General features: G+C 72.9%; 12 protein-coding genes. 8 read left to right on the top strand and 4 right to left on the bottom strand.

Annotation, left to right across the window (positions count from 1 at the left end; all coding sequences use genetic code 11):
• The first annotated feature begins 24 nt into the window (after positions 1–24).
• Positions 25–1,404 carry a GNAT family N-acetyltransferase gene (locus ACFQLX_RS01745; RefSeq protein ID WP_386410983.1) on the top strand — a complete coding sequence of 460 codons (1,380 nt, stop codon included), beginning with the start codon at positions 25–27 and terminating at the stop codon, positions 1,402–1,404.
• Here the strand turns inward: ACFQLX_RS01745 and ACFQLX_RS01740 are convergent.
• The gene (locus ACFQLX_RS01740) at positions 1,364–2,590 is read right to left on the bottom strand and encodes a trans-sulfuration enzyme family protein (protein WP_386410980.1); all 1,227 of its coding nucleotides are present in this window, start codon (positions 2,588–2,590) and stop codon (positions 1,364–1,366) included. The genes ACFQLX_RS01745 and ACFQLX_RS01740 overlap by 41 nt on opposite strands.
• A gap of 59 nt (positions 2,591–2,649) precedes the next feature.
• Here ACFQLX_RS01740 and ACFQLX_RS01735 point away from each other — a divergent pair, with 59 nt between their 5' ends.
• Both ACFQLX_RS01735 and ACFQLX_RS01730 read left to right on the top strand, forming a co-directional pair.
• A complete protein-coding gene (locus ACFQLX_RS01735) occupies positions 2,650–3,129 on the top strand; it encodes an Lrp/AsnC family transcriptional regulator (RefSeq protein ID WP_386410977.1) in 480 nt (159 codons plus the stop codon).
• Between the two features lie 78 nt (positions 3,130–3,207).
• Positions 3,208–4,890: a DUF885 domain-containing protein gene (locus tag ACFQLX_RS01730; RefSeq protein WP_386410974.1), complete on the top strand. Its 1,683-nt coding sequence runs from the start codon at positions 3,208–3,210 to the stop codon at positions 4,888–4,890.
• 70 nt (positions 4,891–4,960) lie between these two features.
• On the opposite strand, the gene ACFQLX_RS01725 is transcribed toward ACFQLX_RS01730, so the two are convergent.
• The gene (locus ACFQLX_RS01725; RefSeq protein WP_386410971.1) at positions 4,961–6,271 is read right to left on the bottom strand and encodes an MFS transporter; all 1,311 of its coding nucleotides are present in this window, start codon (positions 6,269–6,271) and stop codon (positions 4,961–4,963) included.
• Positions 6,272–6,395: 124 nt separating this feature from the next.
• On the opposite strand from ACFQLX_RS01725, the gene ACFQLX_RS01720 reads away from it, so the two are divergent.
• On the top strand, positions 6,396–6,968 hold the full coding sequence (locus ACFQLX_RS01720; RefSeq protein ID WP_386410969.1) for a CGNR zinc finger domain-containing protein: 573 nt from the start codon (positions 6,396–6,398) through the stop codon (positions 6,966–6,968).
• A gap of 9 nt (positions 6,969–6,977) precedes the next feature.
• Here the strand turns inward: ACFQLX_RS01720 and ACFQLX_RS01715 are convergent, their stop codons facing one another.
• Both ACFQLX_RS01715 and ACFQLX_RS01710 read right to left on the bottom strand, forming a co-directional pair.
• On the bottom strand, positions 6,978–9,968 hold the full coding sequence (locus ACFQLX_RS01715; protein ID WP_386410966.1) for an AAA family ATPase: 2,991 nt from the start codon (positions 9,966–9,968) through the stop codon (positions 6,978–6,980).
• Positions 9,965–11,131: an exonuclease SbcCD subunit D gene (locus ACFQLX_RS01710; RefSeq protein WP_386410963.1), complete on the bottom strand. Its 1,167-nt coding sequence runs from the start codon at positions 11,129–11,131 to the stop codon at positions 9,965–9,967. Before ACFQLX_RS01710 ends, ACFQLX_RS01715 begins: the two co-directional genes overlap by 4 nt.
• A 966-nt stretch (positions 11,132–12,097) precedes the next feature.
• On the opposite strand from ACFQLX_RS01710, the gene ACFQLX_RS01705 reads away from it, so the two are divergent.
• From ACFQLX_RS01705 to cas5, 4 genes are read left to right on the top strand one after another with little or no spacing between them, the layout of a single operon-like run.
• The gene (locus ACFQLX_RS01705) at positions 12,098–12,604 is read left to right on the top strand and encodes a CRISPR-associated endoribonuclease Cas6 (RefSeq protein ID WP_386410960.1); all 507 of its coding nucleotides are present in this window, start codon (positions 12,098–12,100) and stop codon (positions 12,602–12,604) included.
• Complete coding sequence (locus ACFQLX_RS01700) at positions 12,601–14,055, top strand: hypothetical protein (RefSeq protein WP_386410958.1); 1,455 nt, start codon at positions 12,601–12,603, stop codon at positions 14,053–14,055. Before ACFQLX_RS01705 ends, ACFQLX_RS01700 begins: the two co-directional genes overlap by 4 nt.
• Positions 14,052–15,077: a type I-B CRISPR-associated protein Cas7/Cst2/DevR gene (cas7i, locus tag ACFQLX_RS01695; RefSeq protein ID WP_386410955.1), complete on the top strand. Its 1,026-nt coding sequence runs from the start codon at positions 14,052–14,054 to the stop codon at positions 15,075–15,077. Before ACFQLX_RS01700 ends, cas7i begins: the two co-directional genes overlap by 4 nt.
• Positions 15,074–15,811 (top strand): CRISPR-associated protein Cas5, encoded by a 738-nt coding sequence (gene cas5 / locus ACFQLX_RS01690; protein ID WP_386410952.1) that lies wholly within the window; start codon positions 15,074–15,076, stop codon positions 15,809–15,811. Before cas7i ends, cas5 begins: the two co-directional genes overlap by 4 nt.
• Positions 15,812–15,855: the final 44 nt, after the last annotated feature.

Below are 15,855 nucleotides of genomic sequence, written 5' to 3'. Positions count from 1 at the left end.
ACACCGGTCGGGGACGCTGGGGCCATGACTCGAAACCGACAGCACCCCAAGCCCCACACCTGGCGCCGCGACGTCGTCGAACTGGCGGCCCTGTTCACGGCGGTCGCGGTGGCCGACACCGTCGCCAAGTCGGTGGCGCACGCCCCGGAGGGGCCGGTGATGCTCGTGGCCTCCGCGGTGGTCCTGCTGGTCACGGCCGGGCTGCATACCTGGTGGGCGCGCCGCCATACCCACGCACCACCGCCGCCGTCCGTCCCCGCGGGGACGGACGGCTCCTTGGGCGCCGGCGCGGACAGCAGTGCGGGCGGCAGTGCGGGCGGCAGTACGGACAGCGCACCGCGCGCCGAGCCGGCCCTGTGGCGGATGCGCACCACCGTGCAGGACCGCCCCGGCGCGCTGGCGGCCGTGTGCGGCGCGCTGGCGCACCACGGCGTGGACATCCTCAGCCTGCAGACCCATCCGCTCGCGGACGGGGCGGTGGACGAGTTCCTGCTCCGGGCCCCCGCCGAGGTCACGCCGGGCGCGCTCAGTGCCGCGGTGGCCGACGGCGGCGGCCGGGACACCTGGCTGGAGCGCGCCGACGCCCACGATCTGGTCGACGTGCCGACGCGGATGCTGGCCCTGGCGGCCCGTACCGCCACGGACGCGGCCGAACTCCCCCTTGCCCTGCGGCAGTTGCTGGGCCGGTGCACCCTCACCTCCACGCCCGCCGACGGGCGCGGGCCGGCCGTCGGCCCGCCGGCGGAGGGGGAGTTGGACGACACCGTGCTGCGGCTGCCCGATCCCGCGGGCGGGTGGATCACCGTCGAGCGGCCGTATCTGCCCTTCACCCCCACGGAGTTCGCCCGCGCGCGGGCGCTGGTGGAGCTGGACGCGCGCCTGGGACCCCGGATGCCGCAGGGCCGTACCCGCACCACCCTCCCCGAGGGCGAGGCGGTGACCGTACGGCGGGCCGGGCCGGCGGACCTGCCGGCGGCGCGGGAGATGCACGCGCGCTGCTCGGCCGCGACGATCTCCCAGCGCTACCACGGCGCGCTGCCCGACGCCGACCGCTATCTGGGGCACCTGCTCAGCCCCCGCTTCGGCCGCAGCCTCGCCGTGGAGTCCGCCTCCGGGCGCCTGGTCGCCCTGGGCCACCTGCTCTGGGACGGCGAGGAGGCCGAGGTGGCGCTGCTGGTGGAGGACGGCTGGCAGGGGCGCGGGGTGGGCTCCGAGCTCCTGCGCCACCTGGTGGAGCTGGCGCAGGAGTCGGGATACCGCGAGGTCTACGCCGTCACCCGCTCCTCCAACAGCGCGATGGTGGCGGCGATGCGCTCGCTGGCGCTGCCGCTGGACTACCAGATCGAGGAGGGCACCATGGTGCTCACCGCGCGACTGGAACGCCGGCCGGCGCTGCGGCGCTAGCTGCGGCATCAGTCGCGGCATCAGACGTGGGCCTCGCGGTGTCAGCGCTACTGCGCACCGACGCCGCGAGGGCCTGGTCCAGATCGGCCCACAGGTCCTCGACGTCCTCCAGGCCCACCGACATCCGCAGCAGCTTCTCGCTGATGCCGCCGGTGCGCCGGTCGGCGGGGTCGACGATGCGGTGGCTGATCGAGGCCGGGTGCTGGATGAGGGAGTCGACGCTGCCCAGGCTGACCGCCGGGGTGGTCAGCCGTACCGCGGCGATCACCTCGTGCGGATCGCCGTGCACCTCGAAGGCGACCATCGCGCCGCCGATACGCGGGTAGTGCACGCGGGCGACGCGCGGGTCGGCGGCCAGGCGGCGGGCCAGTTCGGCGGCGCTCGCGGACTGCGCCCTGACCCGTACGGGCAGGGTGGACAGCCCGCGCAGCAGCAGGTAGCCGGCCAGCGGGTGCAGGACGCCGCCGGTGGCGAAGCGGACCTGGCGCAGGGTGCGGGCAAAGTCCTCGTCGCAGGCCACGACGCCGCCCATCACGTCCCCGTGCCCGCCCAGGTACTTGGTGGCGCTGTGCAGCACCAGCCGCGCCCCTTGGCCGAGCGGGCGCTGCAGCACCGGGGTGGCGAAGGTGTTGTCGACCAGCAGGGGGACCTCGCCGCAGGAGTACGCGACGGCGCGCACGTCGACCTCGGCGAGGGTGGGGTTGGCCGGGGTCTCCACCATCACCAGGCCGGTGTCCGGGCGGATGGCGTCGGCGACGCCGGCCGGGTCGGTCCAGGTCACCTCGGTGCCGAGCAGTCCGGTGTTCAGGAGGTGGTCGCTGCAGCCGTACAGCGGGCGCACGGCGACCACGTGGCGCAGGCCCAGCGCGGCGCGCGCGAGCAGGACGGCGCTGAGCGCGGCCATCCCGCTGGCGAAGGCGACGGCTGCCTCGGCGCCCTCCAGGCGGGCGAGGCCGTCCTCGAAGCGGGCGACCGTGGGGTTGTCGAGGCGGGAGTAGACGGGCGGGCCGTCCGGGCGGGCGCCGGTGGCGGCGAACGCGTCGATACGGGCCGCCTCGCCGCGGCTGTCTGCGCAGGGGTAGGTCGTCGACAGGTCGAGGGGAACGGCGTGCAGGCCGAGGGCGGCAAGGTCCTCGCGGCCGGCGTGCACCGCCTCGGTGGCGAAGGAACGCGATGGGGTCTCCATGGCATCATGCTGAACACCTGACGGGATCCTTCCACCCATAGCCGTGATACGTTCGCCGGATGTCGGATTTCGTACCTTTGGATTCGGTCGACCTGGAGATTCTGCGGGTGCTGCAGAACGACGCCCGGACCACCAACCGCGACCTCGCCGCGGCGGCCGGCGTCGCCCCGTCGACCTGTCTGGACCGGGTGGCGCGGCTGCGCCGGGCCGGGGTGATCGTGGGGCACCGCCTCCAGTTGGATCCGGCGAAGCTGGGCCGGGGGCTGCAGGCGCTGCTGATGGTGCAGGTGCGGCCGCACCGGCGGGAGTTGATCGGCCCGTTCGTGGAGCGGGTGCGCTCCCTGCCGGAGTCGCGGGCGCTGTTCCACCTCACCGGTCCCGACGACTACCTGGTGCACGTGGCGGTGGCCGATCCGGCGGACCTTCAGCGGCTGGTGCTGGACGAGTTCACCTCGCACAAGGAGGTGGCGCGGGTGGAGACCCGGCTGATCTTCCAGCAGTGGGACTGCGGCCCGCTGCTGCCCGCGGACGCGGGCTGACACCTTCGCACAGGGGGCGGCAACTGCCGTACGGAACCCGGGTGACGATTGCCGGTGGCGTGTACGAGGATGGCAGCCATGTCCGACACTCTGAACGCCCCCCTCCCCCGCCAGGTCGCCGACGCCTACGTCGACGACCTGATCGCCCTCGACCCGATCACCGGTACGTACCTGGGCGTCGCCGCGTCCTCGGCGCTGCTGCCCGACTTCTCCCCCGCCGGCCAGGAGGCCCTCGCCGACCTCGCGCGCCGCACGCTGGCCCGCCTCGACGAGGCCGAGAAGCAGCCGGGCGCCGAGAGTGACGCGGAGCGCCGCTGCGGGCGGCTGCTGCGCGAGCGGCTGAGCGCCGAACTCGCCGTGCACGAGGCCCGCGAGTCGCTGCGCGCCGTCAGCAACATCCACTCCCCCGTGCACAGCGTCCGCGAGGTCTTCACCCTCACCCCCACGGAGACGGACGAGGACTGGACGGCTGTCGCGGCGCGGCTGCGGGCGGTCCCGGCGGCGCTGGAGGGCTACCGCGCCTCCCTCGCGCTGGGACTGGAGCAGGGCCTGTACGCGGGCCCGCGGCCCACGGAGACGTTCATCGGCCAGCTGGCGGAGTGGTCCCAAGGGGCGGGCTGGTTCGCGGAGTTCGCCGCCGCGGGCCCCGAGTCGCTGCGCACGGAGCTGGACGAGGCGGCGGCCGCCGCGAACGGGGCGGTCGCGGCGCTGCGCGACTGGATGGCCGAGGTCTACGCCCCGGCGATCCAGGGCGCCCCCGACCCGGTCGGAGCCGAGCGCTACGCCCGCTGGGTGCGCTACTTCACCGGCGCCGACCTGGACCTGGACGAGGCGTACGCCTACGGCTGGGCGGAGTACCACCGGCTGCTCGCGGAGATGCGCGCCGAGGCGGAGAAGGTGCTGCCCGGGGCGCGGACGCCGTGGGTGGCGCTCAAGCACCTGGCCGAGCACGGCACCGCCGTCGAGGGCGTCGAGGAGGTCCGTACCTGGCTGCAGGGCCTGATGGACGAGGCCGTCGAGGCGCTGGACGGCACGCACTTCGAGCTGGCCGAGCGCGTCAAGCGCGTCGAGTCGCGCATCGCCCCGCCCGGCGGCGCGGCGGCCCCGTACTACACGGGCCCCTCGGAGGACTTCTCCCGCCCCGGGCGCACCTGGCTGCCGACCATGGGCCGTACCCGCTTCCCCGTCTACGACCTGGTCTCGACCTGGTACCACGAGGGTGTTCCGGGCCACCACCTGCAGATCGCGCAGTGGGCGCACGTCGCCGACCAGCTCTCGCGCTACCAGGCGACCGTCGGCGGGGTCAGCGCCAACGCGGAGGGCTGGGCGCTGTACGCGGAGCGGCTGATGGACGAGCTGGGCTTCCTGAAGGACGCCGAGCAGCGGCTGGGCTACCTGGACGCGCAGATGCTGCGCGCGGTGCGGGTGATCGTGGACATCGGCATGCACCTGGAGCTGGAGATCCCGGCGGACTCCTCCTTCCACCCCGGTGAGCGGTGGACGCCGGAGCTGGCGCAGGAGTTCTTCGCCATGCACAGCGGTCTGACCGCGGACTTCGTGGAGAGCGAGCTGACGCGCTACCTGTCGATGCCGGGCCAGGCCATCGGCTACAAGCTCGGCGAACGCGCCTGGCTGCAGGGCCGCGAGGCGGCCCGCGCCCGCCACGGCGCGTCCTTCGACGCGAAGGCGTGGCACATGGCGGCGCTGTCGCAGGGCTCGCTGGGGCTGGACGACCTGGTGGCGGAACTGTCGGCGATCTGAGCCGGCGGGGGTACGCAGAGCCCGGGGCGTACCCGGGGCCGACGGGGGTGGTGGTCCCGGTCGGAGCCGTTCAGGCGTGCTCCGGCCGGGACCGCAGGGCGCTGCGGGTGACGTTCCTGAGGAACGGCGCCGCCGTTGCCGCGGTGGCCACCGCGAACAGTCCGAAGGCGAGGCGGATACCGGCCAGTTCGGCCAGCGCTCCCCCCAGCGCGACGCCCAGCGGCATGGCGCCGAAGCTGAAGAGCCGGGCCGCCGCGTTGTAGCGGCCGAGCATCTCGTCGGGGATCGTCCGCTGGGCGATCGTGCGGATGTTGACCGTCCAGAGCGTGCCGCCCATACCGCCGAGGAAGGCGCCGGCCGCCACGGCCCAGACGCTGGTGGTCAGGGCGGGCAGCGCCACCATCGCGGTGGTGCCGACGAGGTCGGCGAACATCGCCCAGCGCACCCCCAGCAGCCGGTTGACCCGGGTCACGACCAGGGTGCCGGCCAGGCCGCCGACACCCAGGGCGCTGAGCACGATGCCGTACTGCCCGGGTCCCAGGCCCACGGACCGCGCGGCGTAGAGCGGGATGAGCGCCAGCCAGGCGCCCCAGACGGCGGCGAGCACGACCACGATCAGCGACAGGGTGCGCAGCATCCGGTCGCGCCACAGCAGGCGTATCCCCTCGGCGATCCGGCCGTTGACCGAGACGGGGGCCGATGCGGGAGCCGGTGCGGGGGCCTGGTGCGGGCCGGGCCGGGCGGCTCGGAAGCGGCCTGCCAGCAGGATCAGCAAGAGCGCGGCGAGGGCGTACGAAACGCCCGTGGCCCCCAGTGCGAGGCTCGTCCCGGCGGCCAGCAGCAGCCCGCCGACGAAGGGTCCGGCGAACTCCTGCCCCACGGTCTCGGCCCCCACCATCCAGGCGTTGGCCCGCTCCCGCCGCTCCGCCGGCACCGCGGCCGGGACCAGGGCGGAGGCGGAGGTCGAGGCCAGTACGTCGGCGATGCCCAGGACCGCCCCGGCGGTGAGGAGCCCGCCGATGGTGATGCCGCCGCTCGCGGCGGAGGCGGTGAGCCAGCCCATCGCCGCCAGCCGCAGCCCGTTGGCCCCCCAGAGCAGCCGCCGCCGGTCGAAGCGGTCGACGAGCACGCCGAGGTGCAGCGCGAAGAGCAGCCAGGGCAGCGTGAAGGCCAGCGATACGGCGGTGACCTGGATGGGGGATGCGGTGAGTTGGGCGGCGATCAGCGGGAGGATCGTCTTCACCACGCCGTCGGCGAGGTTGGTCGCGGCGGTGAAGGCGACCAGGACCGTGGCGTTACGGCGGCGGGGGTCCGGGGGTCCGGTCCGCTGTGCCGGGACATTGCCGACGTCCGCCGTCCGATCGGGTGCCGCAGTGGCCATGATCCTCCCCTAACCGTCTAACTGTTTAGCCGGTGAGGTCACTGTGCCGTACGGCGCTGCCATCGCGCAACCGGTAAAACGCTTAGCCGGTAGGATGGCGGCAGTCCACAGGAGGTGGTCCGCCATGCTGGAGCCACCGGCCTCCGCCGTTCTGGTGGAGGCCTTCGCCAACACCGTCGACGTGGAGGAGGGAAGCGACGAGATCGCCACCCCCGCCGCCCTCGCCGACTGGCTGAGGAGCCACGGCCTGCCCACCGGGGACGGCGGCCTTCCCGCTGGCCTCCATGCGAGCTATCTGGCGCTACGGGCGGGAATCCGCGAGGAGTTGGGCGCCCACGTCGGCGACACCCCCGACCCGGACCTGCTCGCCGCGGCCGACCGGGTGCTGGCCGAGCACCCGGCGGTGATCACCGCGCGCGGCGCCCTGACCCCACCGGCGGGGCTGCCCGCGCAGCGCCGTGCGCTGGTCCTGCTGGCGATCGCGTGGAGCGAGCTGGTCACGACCGGCGACGCCGCCCGGCTCAAGCGCTGCGCGGAGCACACCTGCGGGTGGGCGTTCTGGGACGTGTCGAAGAACCGCAGCCGCCGCTGGTGCTCGATGCGGGTGTGCGGCAACCGCAACAAGTCGCGGTCCTACGCGTCGCGGCGCCGGTCCGACTCGGCGGACTCGACGGACTCGGCGGGCTCGACGGACTGAAGGGGCCCCTCACTCCCCCGCCGTGCGGTGGCGCACCGTGGAGCCCGACGGGGTTTTGGCGACGTGGAGTTGGGTGGGGATGCGGCGGCGCAGGTCGGGGACGTGGCTGACGATGCCCACCGCGCGGTCGCTTTCGCGCAGGGAGTCCAGGACGTCCAGGACCTCCTCCAGGCTCTCCTCGTCGAGGCTGCCGAAGCCCTCGTCGATGAAGAGGGTGTCCAGGCGTACACCGCCCGCCTCCTGGGTCACCACGTCCGCCAGGCCCAGCGCCAGGGCCAGGGAGGCGAAGAAGCTCTCGCCGCCGGAGAGGGTGGACGCCTCGCGCTCGCTGCCCGTCCAGGCGTCGACCACGCGCAGGCCCAGGCCCCAACGGCCGCGCCCGGCGCGGTCGTCGGAGTGCACGAGGGTGAAGCGGCCCGCCGACATCCGCCGCAGCCGCACCGAGGCGACGGCGGCGACCTGCTCCAGGCGGGCGGCCAGGACGTAGGACTCCAGGCGCATCTTGCGCTCGTTGTCCGCGGAGGTGCCCGCCGCGAGGAACGCCAGGCGGGCGATCTGCTCGTAGCGTGCGCGCAGGGGGGCGATGCGCCGTACCTCGGCGGCCGCCTCCCGCGACAGCCGGTCCAGCTCCGAGGTCCGCGCGCGGGCCTGCGCGGCGGCGGCGGCGCGCGGGCGCAGCCGCTTGGTGGCCGCGTCCAGGGCGGCGCCCCCGGCGGCGAGGTCGGCGGGGGGCTGCTCGGCCGCCCGGGCGGTGGCGTGGTCGGCGAGGGTGTCTTCGTCGGCCGCCTCCTCGCGCTGCCAGGCGTCCAGGCGGTGCTGCAGCCGCGCCTGGGCGGCGCGGTCCCGTACGGCTTCGACGGCCGCGGCGGGGGTGTCGAAGCCGGCGCGGAAGGCGGCGTCGGCCAGCCGTGCGTCGGCCTCCTTGAGCCGCAGCGCCGTCAGCTCCGCCTCGCGGGCGGCGGCGGCCGCGTCTTCCAGCAGGCGGCACTGGTAGGTCAGTTGGGTGGCGCGGGCGGCGACCGTGGGGGCCTCGCCGCGAGCGGCGGCGAGCTGGGCGTCCAGCGTCGCGCGCTCGGCCTGGAGGGCTTCGCGCCGTGAGGTACGGGCGGCGGCGCGGCGTTCGCCGTCCTGGCGCTGGGCGAGGCGGCGCTCGTACTGCGCCTCGGCCGCCTCCAGGGCCGCACGGGCGGCGAGCGCGCCGGCCGCCTCGCCGCGGGCGGCGGTAAGTTGCTCGTCCAGCGTCGCGCGCTCGGCCTCCAGCTCCGCCGCGGGCGCCTGCGCGGCCTCCGCGACGGCTGCCGCCAGCGCCTCGCGTACGGAGCGCAGTCGCTGCCCGGCCTCCTCCCGGCGGGCCTCGGCGGCGCGGTGGTCGGCCAGCGCCCGGTCCTCCGTGTCGCGGTCGACGTGGTCGCCGGCGAGAGCGGCGGGTGCGGGGTGCTCGGCGGAGCCGCAGACCGGGCACGGCGCTCCCGGCCGCAGCGCGGCGGCCAACTCGGCGGCCACGCCCAGCAGTCGGCGCTCCTTGCGGTCCAGCCAGCGCTCCCGGGCGGCGGCGGCCGCCTCGCGGGCCAGCAGCAGGGCCGAGTGGGCGGCGGCCTCCTCGCCGGTCAGGCTGTCGCGGCGCCGGGCCGCCCGCAGTGTGCGCTCGGCGCCCTCCAGGCGGGCGGTGAGCTGCTCGGCGCGCATGGCGGCGGCCTGGGCGCTGTCCGCGCGCTGCTGGAGCACCGCGCGGCGCGCCTCCCAGCCCTCCAGCCACTGGGCCGCCTCCGCCAGCTCCCCCTGGGCGGCGTCCGACTCCCGTTGCAGTGCGGCCAGTTCACCGTCCAGGGCTGATCGGCGGGTCTCCGCGCCGCGGGCGGCGGTGAGCGAGCCCAGGGCCTCGCGGACCTCCCGCTCCCGGGCGGCGAGCCGTTCGGCGCTCTCCTGCCCCGCCGTGGGCGGCAGTTGGGCGCGGGTGCGGCTGTCGGCGTACGCGGCGGCGCGGTGCTCCCCGTCGGCGGCCTGGCGCAGCTCCAGCGCGGGCACGACCGCGTCGGCGGCGCGGGCCCGGTCCAGGTCGGCGCGCACCCGCTCGTACTCGGGGCGCAGGGCGCGCGCCTGCTCGCGGCGCCGGCGCGCGGCGGCGTACTCCTGCTGCAGCCGGGCCAGTTCGCGGACCTCGGCGAGCTGCGCCTCGGCGTGTACGTGGGCGCGGTCGGCGGTACGGGCGGCGAGGGCGGCGGCCTCGCGCAGCTCGCGGGCGGTGGAGCGGGCCAGTGCCGCGTAAGCCAGGACGGCCGCCGTCAGGCCCGGCTCCCCGGCGGCCACCTCCGGCAGCGCCACGTCCGCAAGGCCGCCCGCCGCCTGGGCCATGCGGTGGGCCAGGGAGATCAGCCGCTCGTCGCCGGCCGCGACCGCCTCACCGGCCTCCCGGCGCAGCCGCGCGAGGCGCTCCTCGACCTCGGCGAAGCGCCGGGTGTCGAAGAGGCGGCCGAGAAGGCGGGCGCGGGCCTCGGCGTCCGCGCGCAGGAAACGGGCGAAGTCGCCCTGCGGGAGCAGCACCACCTGGCAGAACTGCTCGCGGGTCATCCCCAGCAGCTGCCCGACCTCCTCGCCGATCTCCTGGTGCGAGCGGCTGAGCGCCTTCCACTCCCCGCTCTCACCCCACTCGGCGAGCAGGCTGACCGCCTTGTCCTCCGTGGTGCCCGTCCCGCGCTTCTTCGGCCGCTGCTGGGCCGGTCGCCGGGTGACCCGCAGCCGCCGCCCGCCGACGGTGAACTCCAGCTCCACCTCCGTCGGCGTGTCCGCCGGCGCGTGGTCGCTGCGCAGGGGGCCGCCCTGGCGGGCGCCGGGGACGCCGTTGTAGAGGGCGTAGCAGACGGCGTCCAGGACGGAGGTCTTCCCGGCGCCGGTCGGCCCGTGCAGCAGGAAGATCCCGGCGCCGGCCAGGGCGTCGAAGTCGATCTCCTCGCGGCCGGCGAAGGGGCCGAAGGCGGTCACGGCCAGCCGGTGCAGCCTCATCGCGCGCCCTCCCCCCGGGCGGCCTCGGCCCGTACGGCGTCGAAGGCGTCCCCGATCAGCGCGCGCTCGGCGTCCGAGGCCGTCGTACCGGGGCGGACGTGGCCGACGAAGTCCTCCGCGATCTGCTGGTCGCTGCGCCCGCGCAGCCGCTGGGCGTAGGACGGCAGCGGGTCGTCGGGCTCCCGGTCCGGGGCGAAGACCAGGCTGACGAGATGCGGGAAGCGGGCGGTGAGGCGGGCCATGGGCTCGTGCGGCCGGGCGGGGTCGGTGAGGACCGCCTCGACCCAGTGCCCGGCGGCCTCCTCGTGGGCCTCGTCGGTGAGGAGGTCCTCGATACGGCCGCGCAGCCGCGTCAGCGGACGCGGCACGGGGCACGCGATGCGCTCGGCGGTGACGTCGCCGTCGGCGTCGAGGTCGACGAGCCACATCGACTTGCGGTGCGCGGCCTCGGAGAAGGAGTACGCCAGCGGGGAGCCGCTGTAGCGCACCCGCTCACTGATCGTCTGGCTGCCGTGGAGATGGCCGAGCGCCGCGTAGTGCACGCCGTCGAAGACGGCGGCGGGGACGGAGTCGACGCCGCCGACGGTGAGGTCGCGCTCGCTGTCGCTGGGCGCGGCGCCGGTGACGAAGGCGTGGGCGAGGACGACGGCGCGCGTCCCGTCGGGACGGCCCGCGAGGTCGGCGCGGACGCGGTCCATGGCGGCGCCCAGCACCTCGGGGTGCCCGGCGCGCTCGACACCGAACTCGGCGCGTACCAGGGCCGGTTCGAGATAGGGCAGCCCGTAGCAGGCCACCGGACCGTGGGCGTCCGCCAGCAGCACCGGCTCGGCGCAGCCGGCCGGGTCCGTACGCAGATGGATGCCGGCGCGGCCCATGAGCCCCGCACCGACCCCGAGCCGGCGGGCGGAGTCGTGGTTGCCGGAGATCATCACGGCCGGCACCCCCAGCTCCGCGAGCCGGTGCAGCACATCGTCGTACACCTCGACAGCGGCCAGCGGCGGCACCGCGCGGTCGAAGACATCCCCGGCGACGAGGACGGCGTCCACCTCGCGCTCACGCACGGTGGACACCAGGTGGTCGAGGAAGGCGCGCTGGGCGTCCAGCAGCCCCACCCGGTGGAAGGACCGCCCCAGGTGCCAGTCGGAGGTGTGCAGAATCCTCAAGATATGGCTCCGACCTGCACTTTTACTGCTCCTCCACCTCCGAAACCAGCACGGGCGCCGCAGCTGGCGCCCACCACGCTAGCGCCAGCCGGTACCCGATCCGTCATGGACCTCAGTCTGCCACCGGCGTCCGAGGCCGGATGTCAAGATCAAATCGAGAAAATGATCATAGAGTGGCCATCTGGCGGAGGCGGCCGATCTCCAGGTTGCGACAGTGGCGCGATCAGGTGTCAGGCCGGGCCGGAGCCCGAGTACCCCGCACCGGGGCGATGAAGGCGAGTCCGAAGATGCTCGCGCGCCAGCAAAAAGTAGTTGCGACCCCTTGCCCTGCAACCCGATGCCGACGAGTTGCACTCCCTGACGGGGCGATAAGTCTCCAGCCTACAAGACGTCCCGATCTTCAACGTAGGAGGCGGCAAGATCACGCCTACGGCCTGGCCAGCCGCGGTAGGACGACCGCCGACCGGGTACGGGCGGTACTGGATCAACTCTCGCCCGCCCCCTCCAAGAGCACTTGTTCCAGATGGAGTTGCGCATTCCATTGGATCGTACTTGTTGTAAGCGCGAGAGCTTGACACCCCGTCAGCATCAGTCCTACTATCCCAAGAAGCGCTCGCCTGGATGGCGTGTCCTCCTAGACACCAGCGTTGCAGGAGGCACTGACAGCGAGCCTGGGGAGATCGCGTCTCGATGGGCGCAGATCGGTTGCTAAAGGGGAATTGGGGCGGGATGCGGCTACGCGCGAAATTTCACACTGCGGCTCCGAAGCTGCCGTGGGATCAAGTCCAGGCTCCGGGGCGGGCCGTGCTGTATGACCTGCTCAAACGGTCAGCGCCCGAACTGGGCTCCCAGTTGCACGCGAAGGGGTTCGGCCCCTACGGGATGGTGCCCATGGGGTACTCCGCACCCGCGTTCCCCTCCGCTCGTCGGCGATCAGGCGTGTACGCGGCAGGCGGCCCCGGAGTCGTGGAGTTCGGCAGCCCACTGCCCGAAGTCGTCGAGGCACTGGGAACCGCGCTCGCTGCGACTCCGGTACTGGCGTGGGGTGCGACTGCTTTTCTGGTCGACGGAGTGGAGATCGTCGAGGACCGCCCCTTCAGTTCGGGATACGCGGTGTTCCGCACGAGCACACCCGTGATCATGAAGGGTTCCGGGCTCGATGCGACCGGTAAGCGCACAACCCGGCAGTCCTGGCGCCTTCCAGGGGAACCCGAGTGGGACTCCTACGTGGAGAACAACCTTCGTCGCAAGGCGGACACCCTGGGTCTCGACCGCGAGGTGTCGCTGGAGCAGGTCACCTGGGTCGGGCCGAAGCGTTCTTTCGCGGTGAGCGCCTCGAACGGGCCCGGCGGGAAGAAGCCCGGGGCGCGCGTCGAGGTGACGGTATCGGGCGATCCCCGCACCCTGACTGCCCTGGCCGATTGGGGACTCGGTCAGGGCAACTCAACCGGCTTCGGCTGGATCAGCCTATGAGTACCCCTGAAACATACCTGTCGGAACAGTCCCAGTTGCGCCTCACCTCGCATCCGCTGCAACGGGTGGGGGCGTTCGCACTCACCGCACTGGCAGATGCCGACCGCGGCACTGGTCCTGAGGACCTGCTTCCCGATGCCTTCGAGGCCGCGATGGCCCAGGTCACGCGACACGCCATCCAGGCCGCGCTGGTCCGCGACAGCAAGGGGACGCAGGGTTTCTGGCTCAAGGCCAGTTTCTCCTTCTTCCCCAACGCCCCTATGAATCACCCCGGAAACGGCAAAAAGAGCGATGACACCGTGCGCAACGCCGTGCAGGCATGGCACACGTTGCCCGATCCGGCTTCATGGCCAGAGGGCGTCTCCTGCGTCCTGTGCAACCGTACAGCGGTCGGTTTCTACGGAAAACTCGACATCGCACTGGCCGAGAGTGACGCCTACCGCAACACCACGCCTCGTGGGCATGCCGGGATGGCGTTGTGCCGCCCCTGCCGGGCCTCGTTCCACGCGCTCCCGTACGGCTGCCAGTTGACCGGCGGTTCGTCCATCGCCCTGCACAGCTGGGATGACCGCTTCCTGAGCCGGGCGATCAACCGGCAGGCCGCGTACAACTGTCAGATCGCGATGATCGGCAGCCCAGGACTGCGCCAGACCGAGGCGCGCGAGACCCTCGCACTGAATGCCCTGCGCCGCTACGGGGAGCGCCTGAGCGCCGGGGTGGAGCTGATGGTCTTCAACAACAACAACCGCGGCCAGTCTCTTGAGATCCACAGCCTGGAGCAGCCACTGGCCGAGTGGCTGCGACACACTTCCCGCGATGGCGGGATGCGGCGCAAGTTCACCGCGTTGTTGCGCGCCCACGCCTTCCATGGAACCCCAGGGGTGGTCGCCCTGGGACGCAATGCCTTCCGGTCGCCGCAGCGGATCATCTCCACCGGCAGACAGCGATTGATCCGGCTGACGTCGGCTGCGGAACCCGATCGTGAGCAGATCGCCGACTTGGCGGCTGTGCTCTATTCCTTCGTCGCCAAGGTGATGCTGATGAACGAAAAGGACCTGTCCGAGATCAGGGAGACCGCACGCCGGATCGCTACCTTGCTGGCGGTGGAGGAGACCGGCGGGAAGCTGCGGCAGCTTCGCTCCTACCTGAACACTTCATCCAGGCTGTTGCGTATCTGGCTGACCGGGCGTGCGGTCCAGTGGGCGGTCGAGTCACCCCCGGGCGTCACCGGCCCGATGGTGAGCGAGCGCGCCTTCGCACTGCTCTTCGATCCCGACAGCGACAACGCGGCCTGGTATCACCGTGATTTGTTGCTGATCGGGGTCTTGGAGGAACTGTCCCGACTCGGCTGGACTGCCAAGAGCGCGGCAGATGAGAACAAGAACGAGATCGACGAGGAGCTCAGCACCCTCGACAAGAAGTACCTCGAAGACACGGAGGAAGAGCAGTGAGTTTCCTGGTCGGAAAGATCGTTCTGGATGTGGTCGCGGGCGCCCCCAACAACGGGGAGGGCACCGACAACACCGGCAGGGTCAAGCAGCTCAAGGTGGGGCGGGAGACCTTCCCCTATGTCTCCGCACAGGCATTCCGGCGGTGGCTGCGTGATTCGCTGCCGCCTGAGGAGTCCCGCTCAGCAGTCACCCGCTCCGGCAGCGGAGCCAAGCAGCAGGCGTACACCGCAGGCCGCCCCGACCTGCACCTGGACGATGACCTCTTCGGATACATGGTCGCGGTGAAGAAGGAGAACTACCAGCGGGACACCGTCCTGGCCACCGGCACGCTGGTCGCGGTGGTCCCTCAGCGTCCGACCCTGGACTTCGGCACGATGAGCCGGGACTTCCCCGTCGGCGAGCACCCGGTCCTGCACTCCCACGAGCTCTACAGCGCGACACTGGCCGGAGACATCCTGCTGGACCTGCCCAGAGCCGGGGTGTTCGAGACCGACGGCAGCGGCCTGCGGGTGGCCTTTGCCCCAGCCGTCGCCGAGCAGGCGACGGCCGCCGGCGCGCAACCCACCACTCTGCGTGGCACCGCCGCTCTTCGTCTGCCGATCGAGGAGCGGCGCCGACGGGTGGCGCTCCTGCTGCGTACGCTCGCCGCTGTGCGGGGCGGCGCGAAGCAGGCCCTGCACTACGGGGACCGCACCCCCTCGCTGGTGCTGCTCGCACCGATGAAGGGCGGAGTCAACCCCTTCACCCGGGTCATCGCCGCCCGAGACGGCAAGACGGTTTTCCTGCCCGAGGTGCTGCGCGAGGAGCTCGGGGCGTGGGCTGACGAGCTGGACGGTCCGCTGCTGCTGGGCTGGGCCCCCGGGTTCCTCGGCGACCAGCGCGAAAAAGTCCGCAGGGACCTGAAAGACCTGATCGAGTCCGAAAAGGTCATCATGGATCATCCCCGGGTGCTGTTGGCCCAGCTTGCCGAGCAGTTGCAGCGCGGTGAACGCGACGAGTGGTTCGAGGACCCCGCGGCATGACCGAAACCCCGGTTGTCCCTGCCCCCGCAACTCCGGATATCGCCGCTGCGGGCTTCGCCCCCGTCATCCCCGCGTTGGAAGTGACCCTTACCGCTCCCATCGCCTCTTTCCGCAATCCCCTTTACGCCGGCGTTCAGGTCGCTCTGCCCTGCCCACCGCCTGCCACTGTCGGCGGCATGCTGGCCGCGGCGGCTGGCGGCTGGGAGCAGGTGGAGAGAGGGGCGCGCTTCGCGATGGCCTTCCACGCACGGGGCCAAGGGGTGGACTACGAGACCTACCACCCGCTGGACCCCTCCGGGAAGAAGGCGTCCCCCACCCCCCGCAACCGGGAATTCCTCACCGACACGACGTTGACGGTATGGCTGGTGGAGGAAGTCGAGCGGTGGGAGCGCAGACTTCGCCGCCCCGTATGGTCGCTGCGGCTGGGCCGCAGTCAGGACCTGGTGGGTATCGCGCTACGGCGGGTGAACCTTCATCCCGATCGGGAAGGGCAGCAGCGCAGCGCGGTCATACCCGACCCTGCTGCCCGCGCGGGCTCGGACCGGCCGCACGGGACCTTGCTCCGTCTACCCACCGCGGTCTCACGCGGGCGTGACCGCACCCGATGGGACTCCTACCGGTTCGATGCCTCCGGCCGAAGCGAGTACACGGTGCCGGGAAGCTACTCGACCCAGGGGGGCCAGGCAGTGGTCCTGCTGAACTCATCGCATCCAGCCGCACTGGTAGGGCGCTGAGCCCCTGTTCCCCCTGGTAGTTCCTTAGCCGTTCCGAAAGGCTC

It is taken from the genome of Streptomyces polyrhachis (assembly GCF_042663125.1).
In the GTDB taxonomy this organism is placed as follows: domain Bacteria; phylum Actinomycetota; class Actinomycetes; order Streptomycetales; family Streptomycetaceae; genus Streptomyces; species Streptomyces polyrhachii.
Note: the sequence above shows the minus strand (reverse complement) of the source record. Positions and strands in the feature narration are given on the sequence as shown.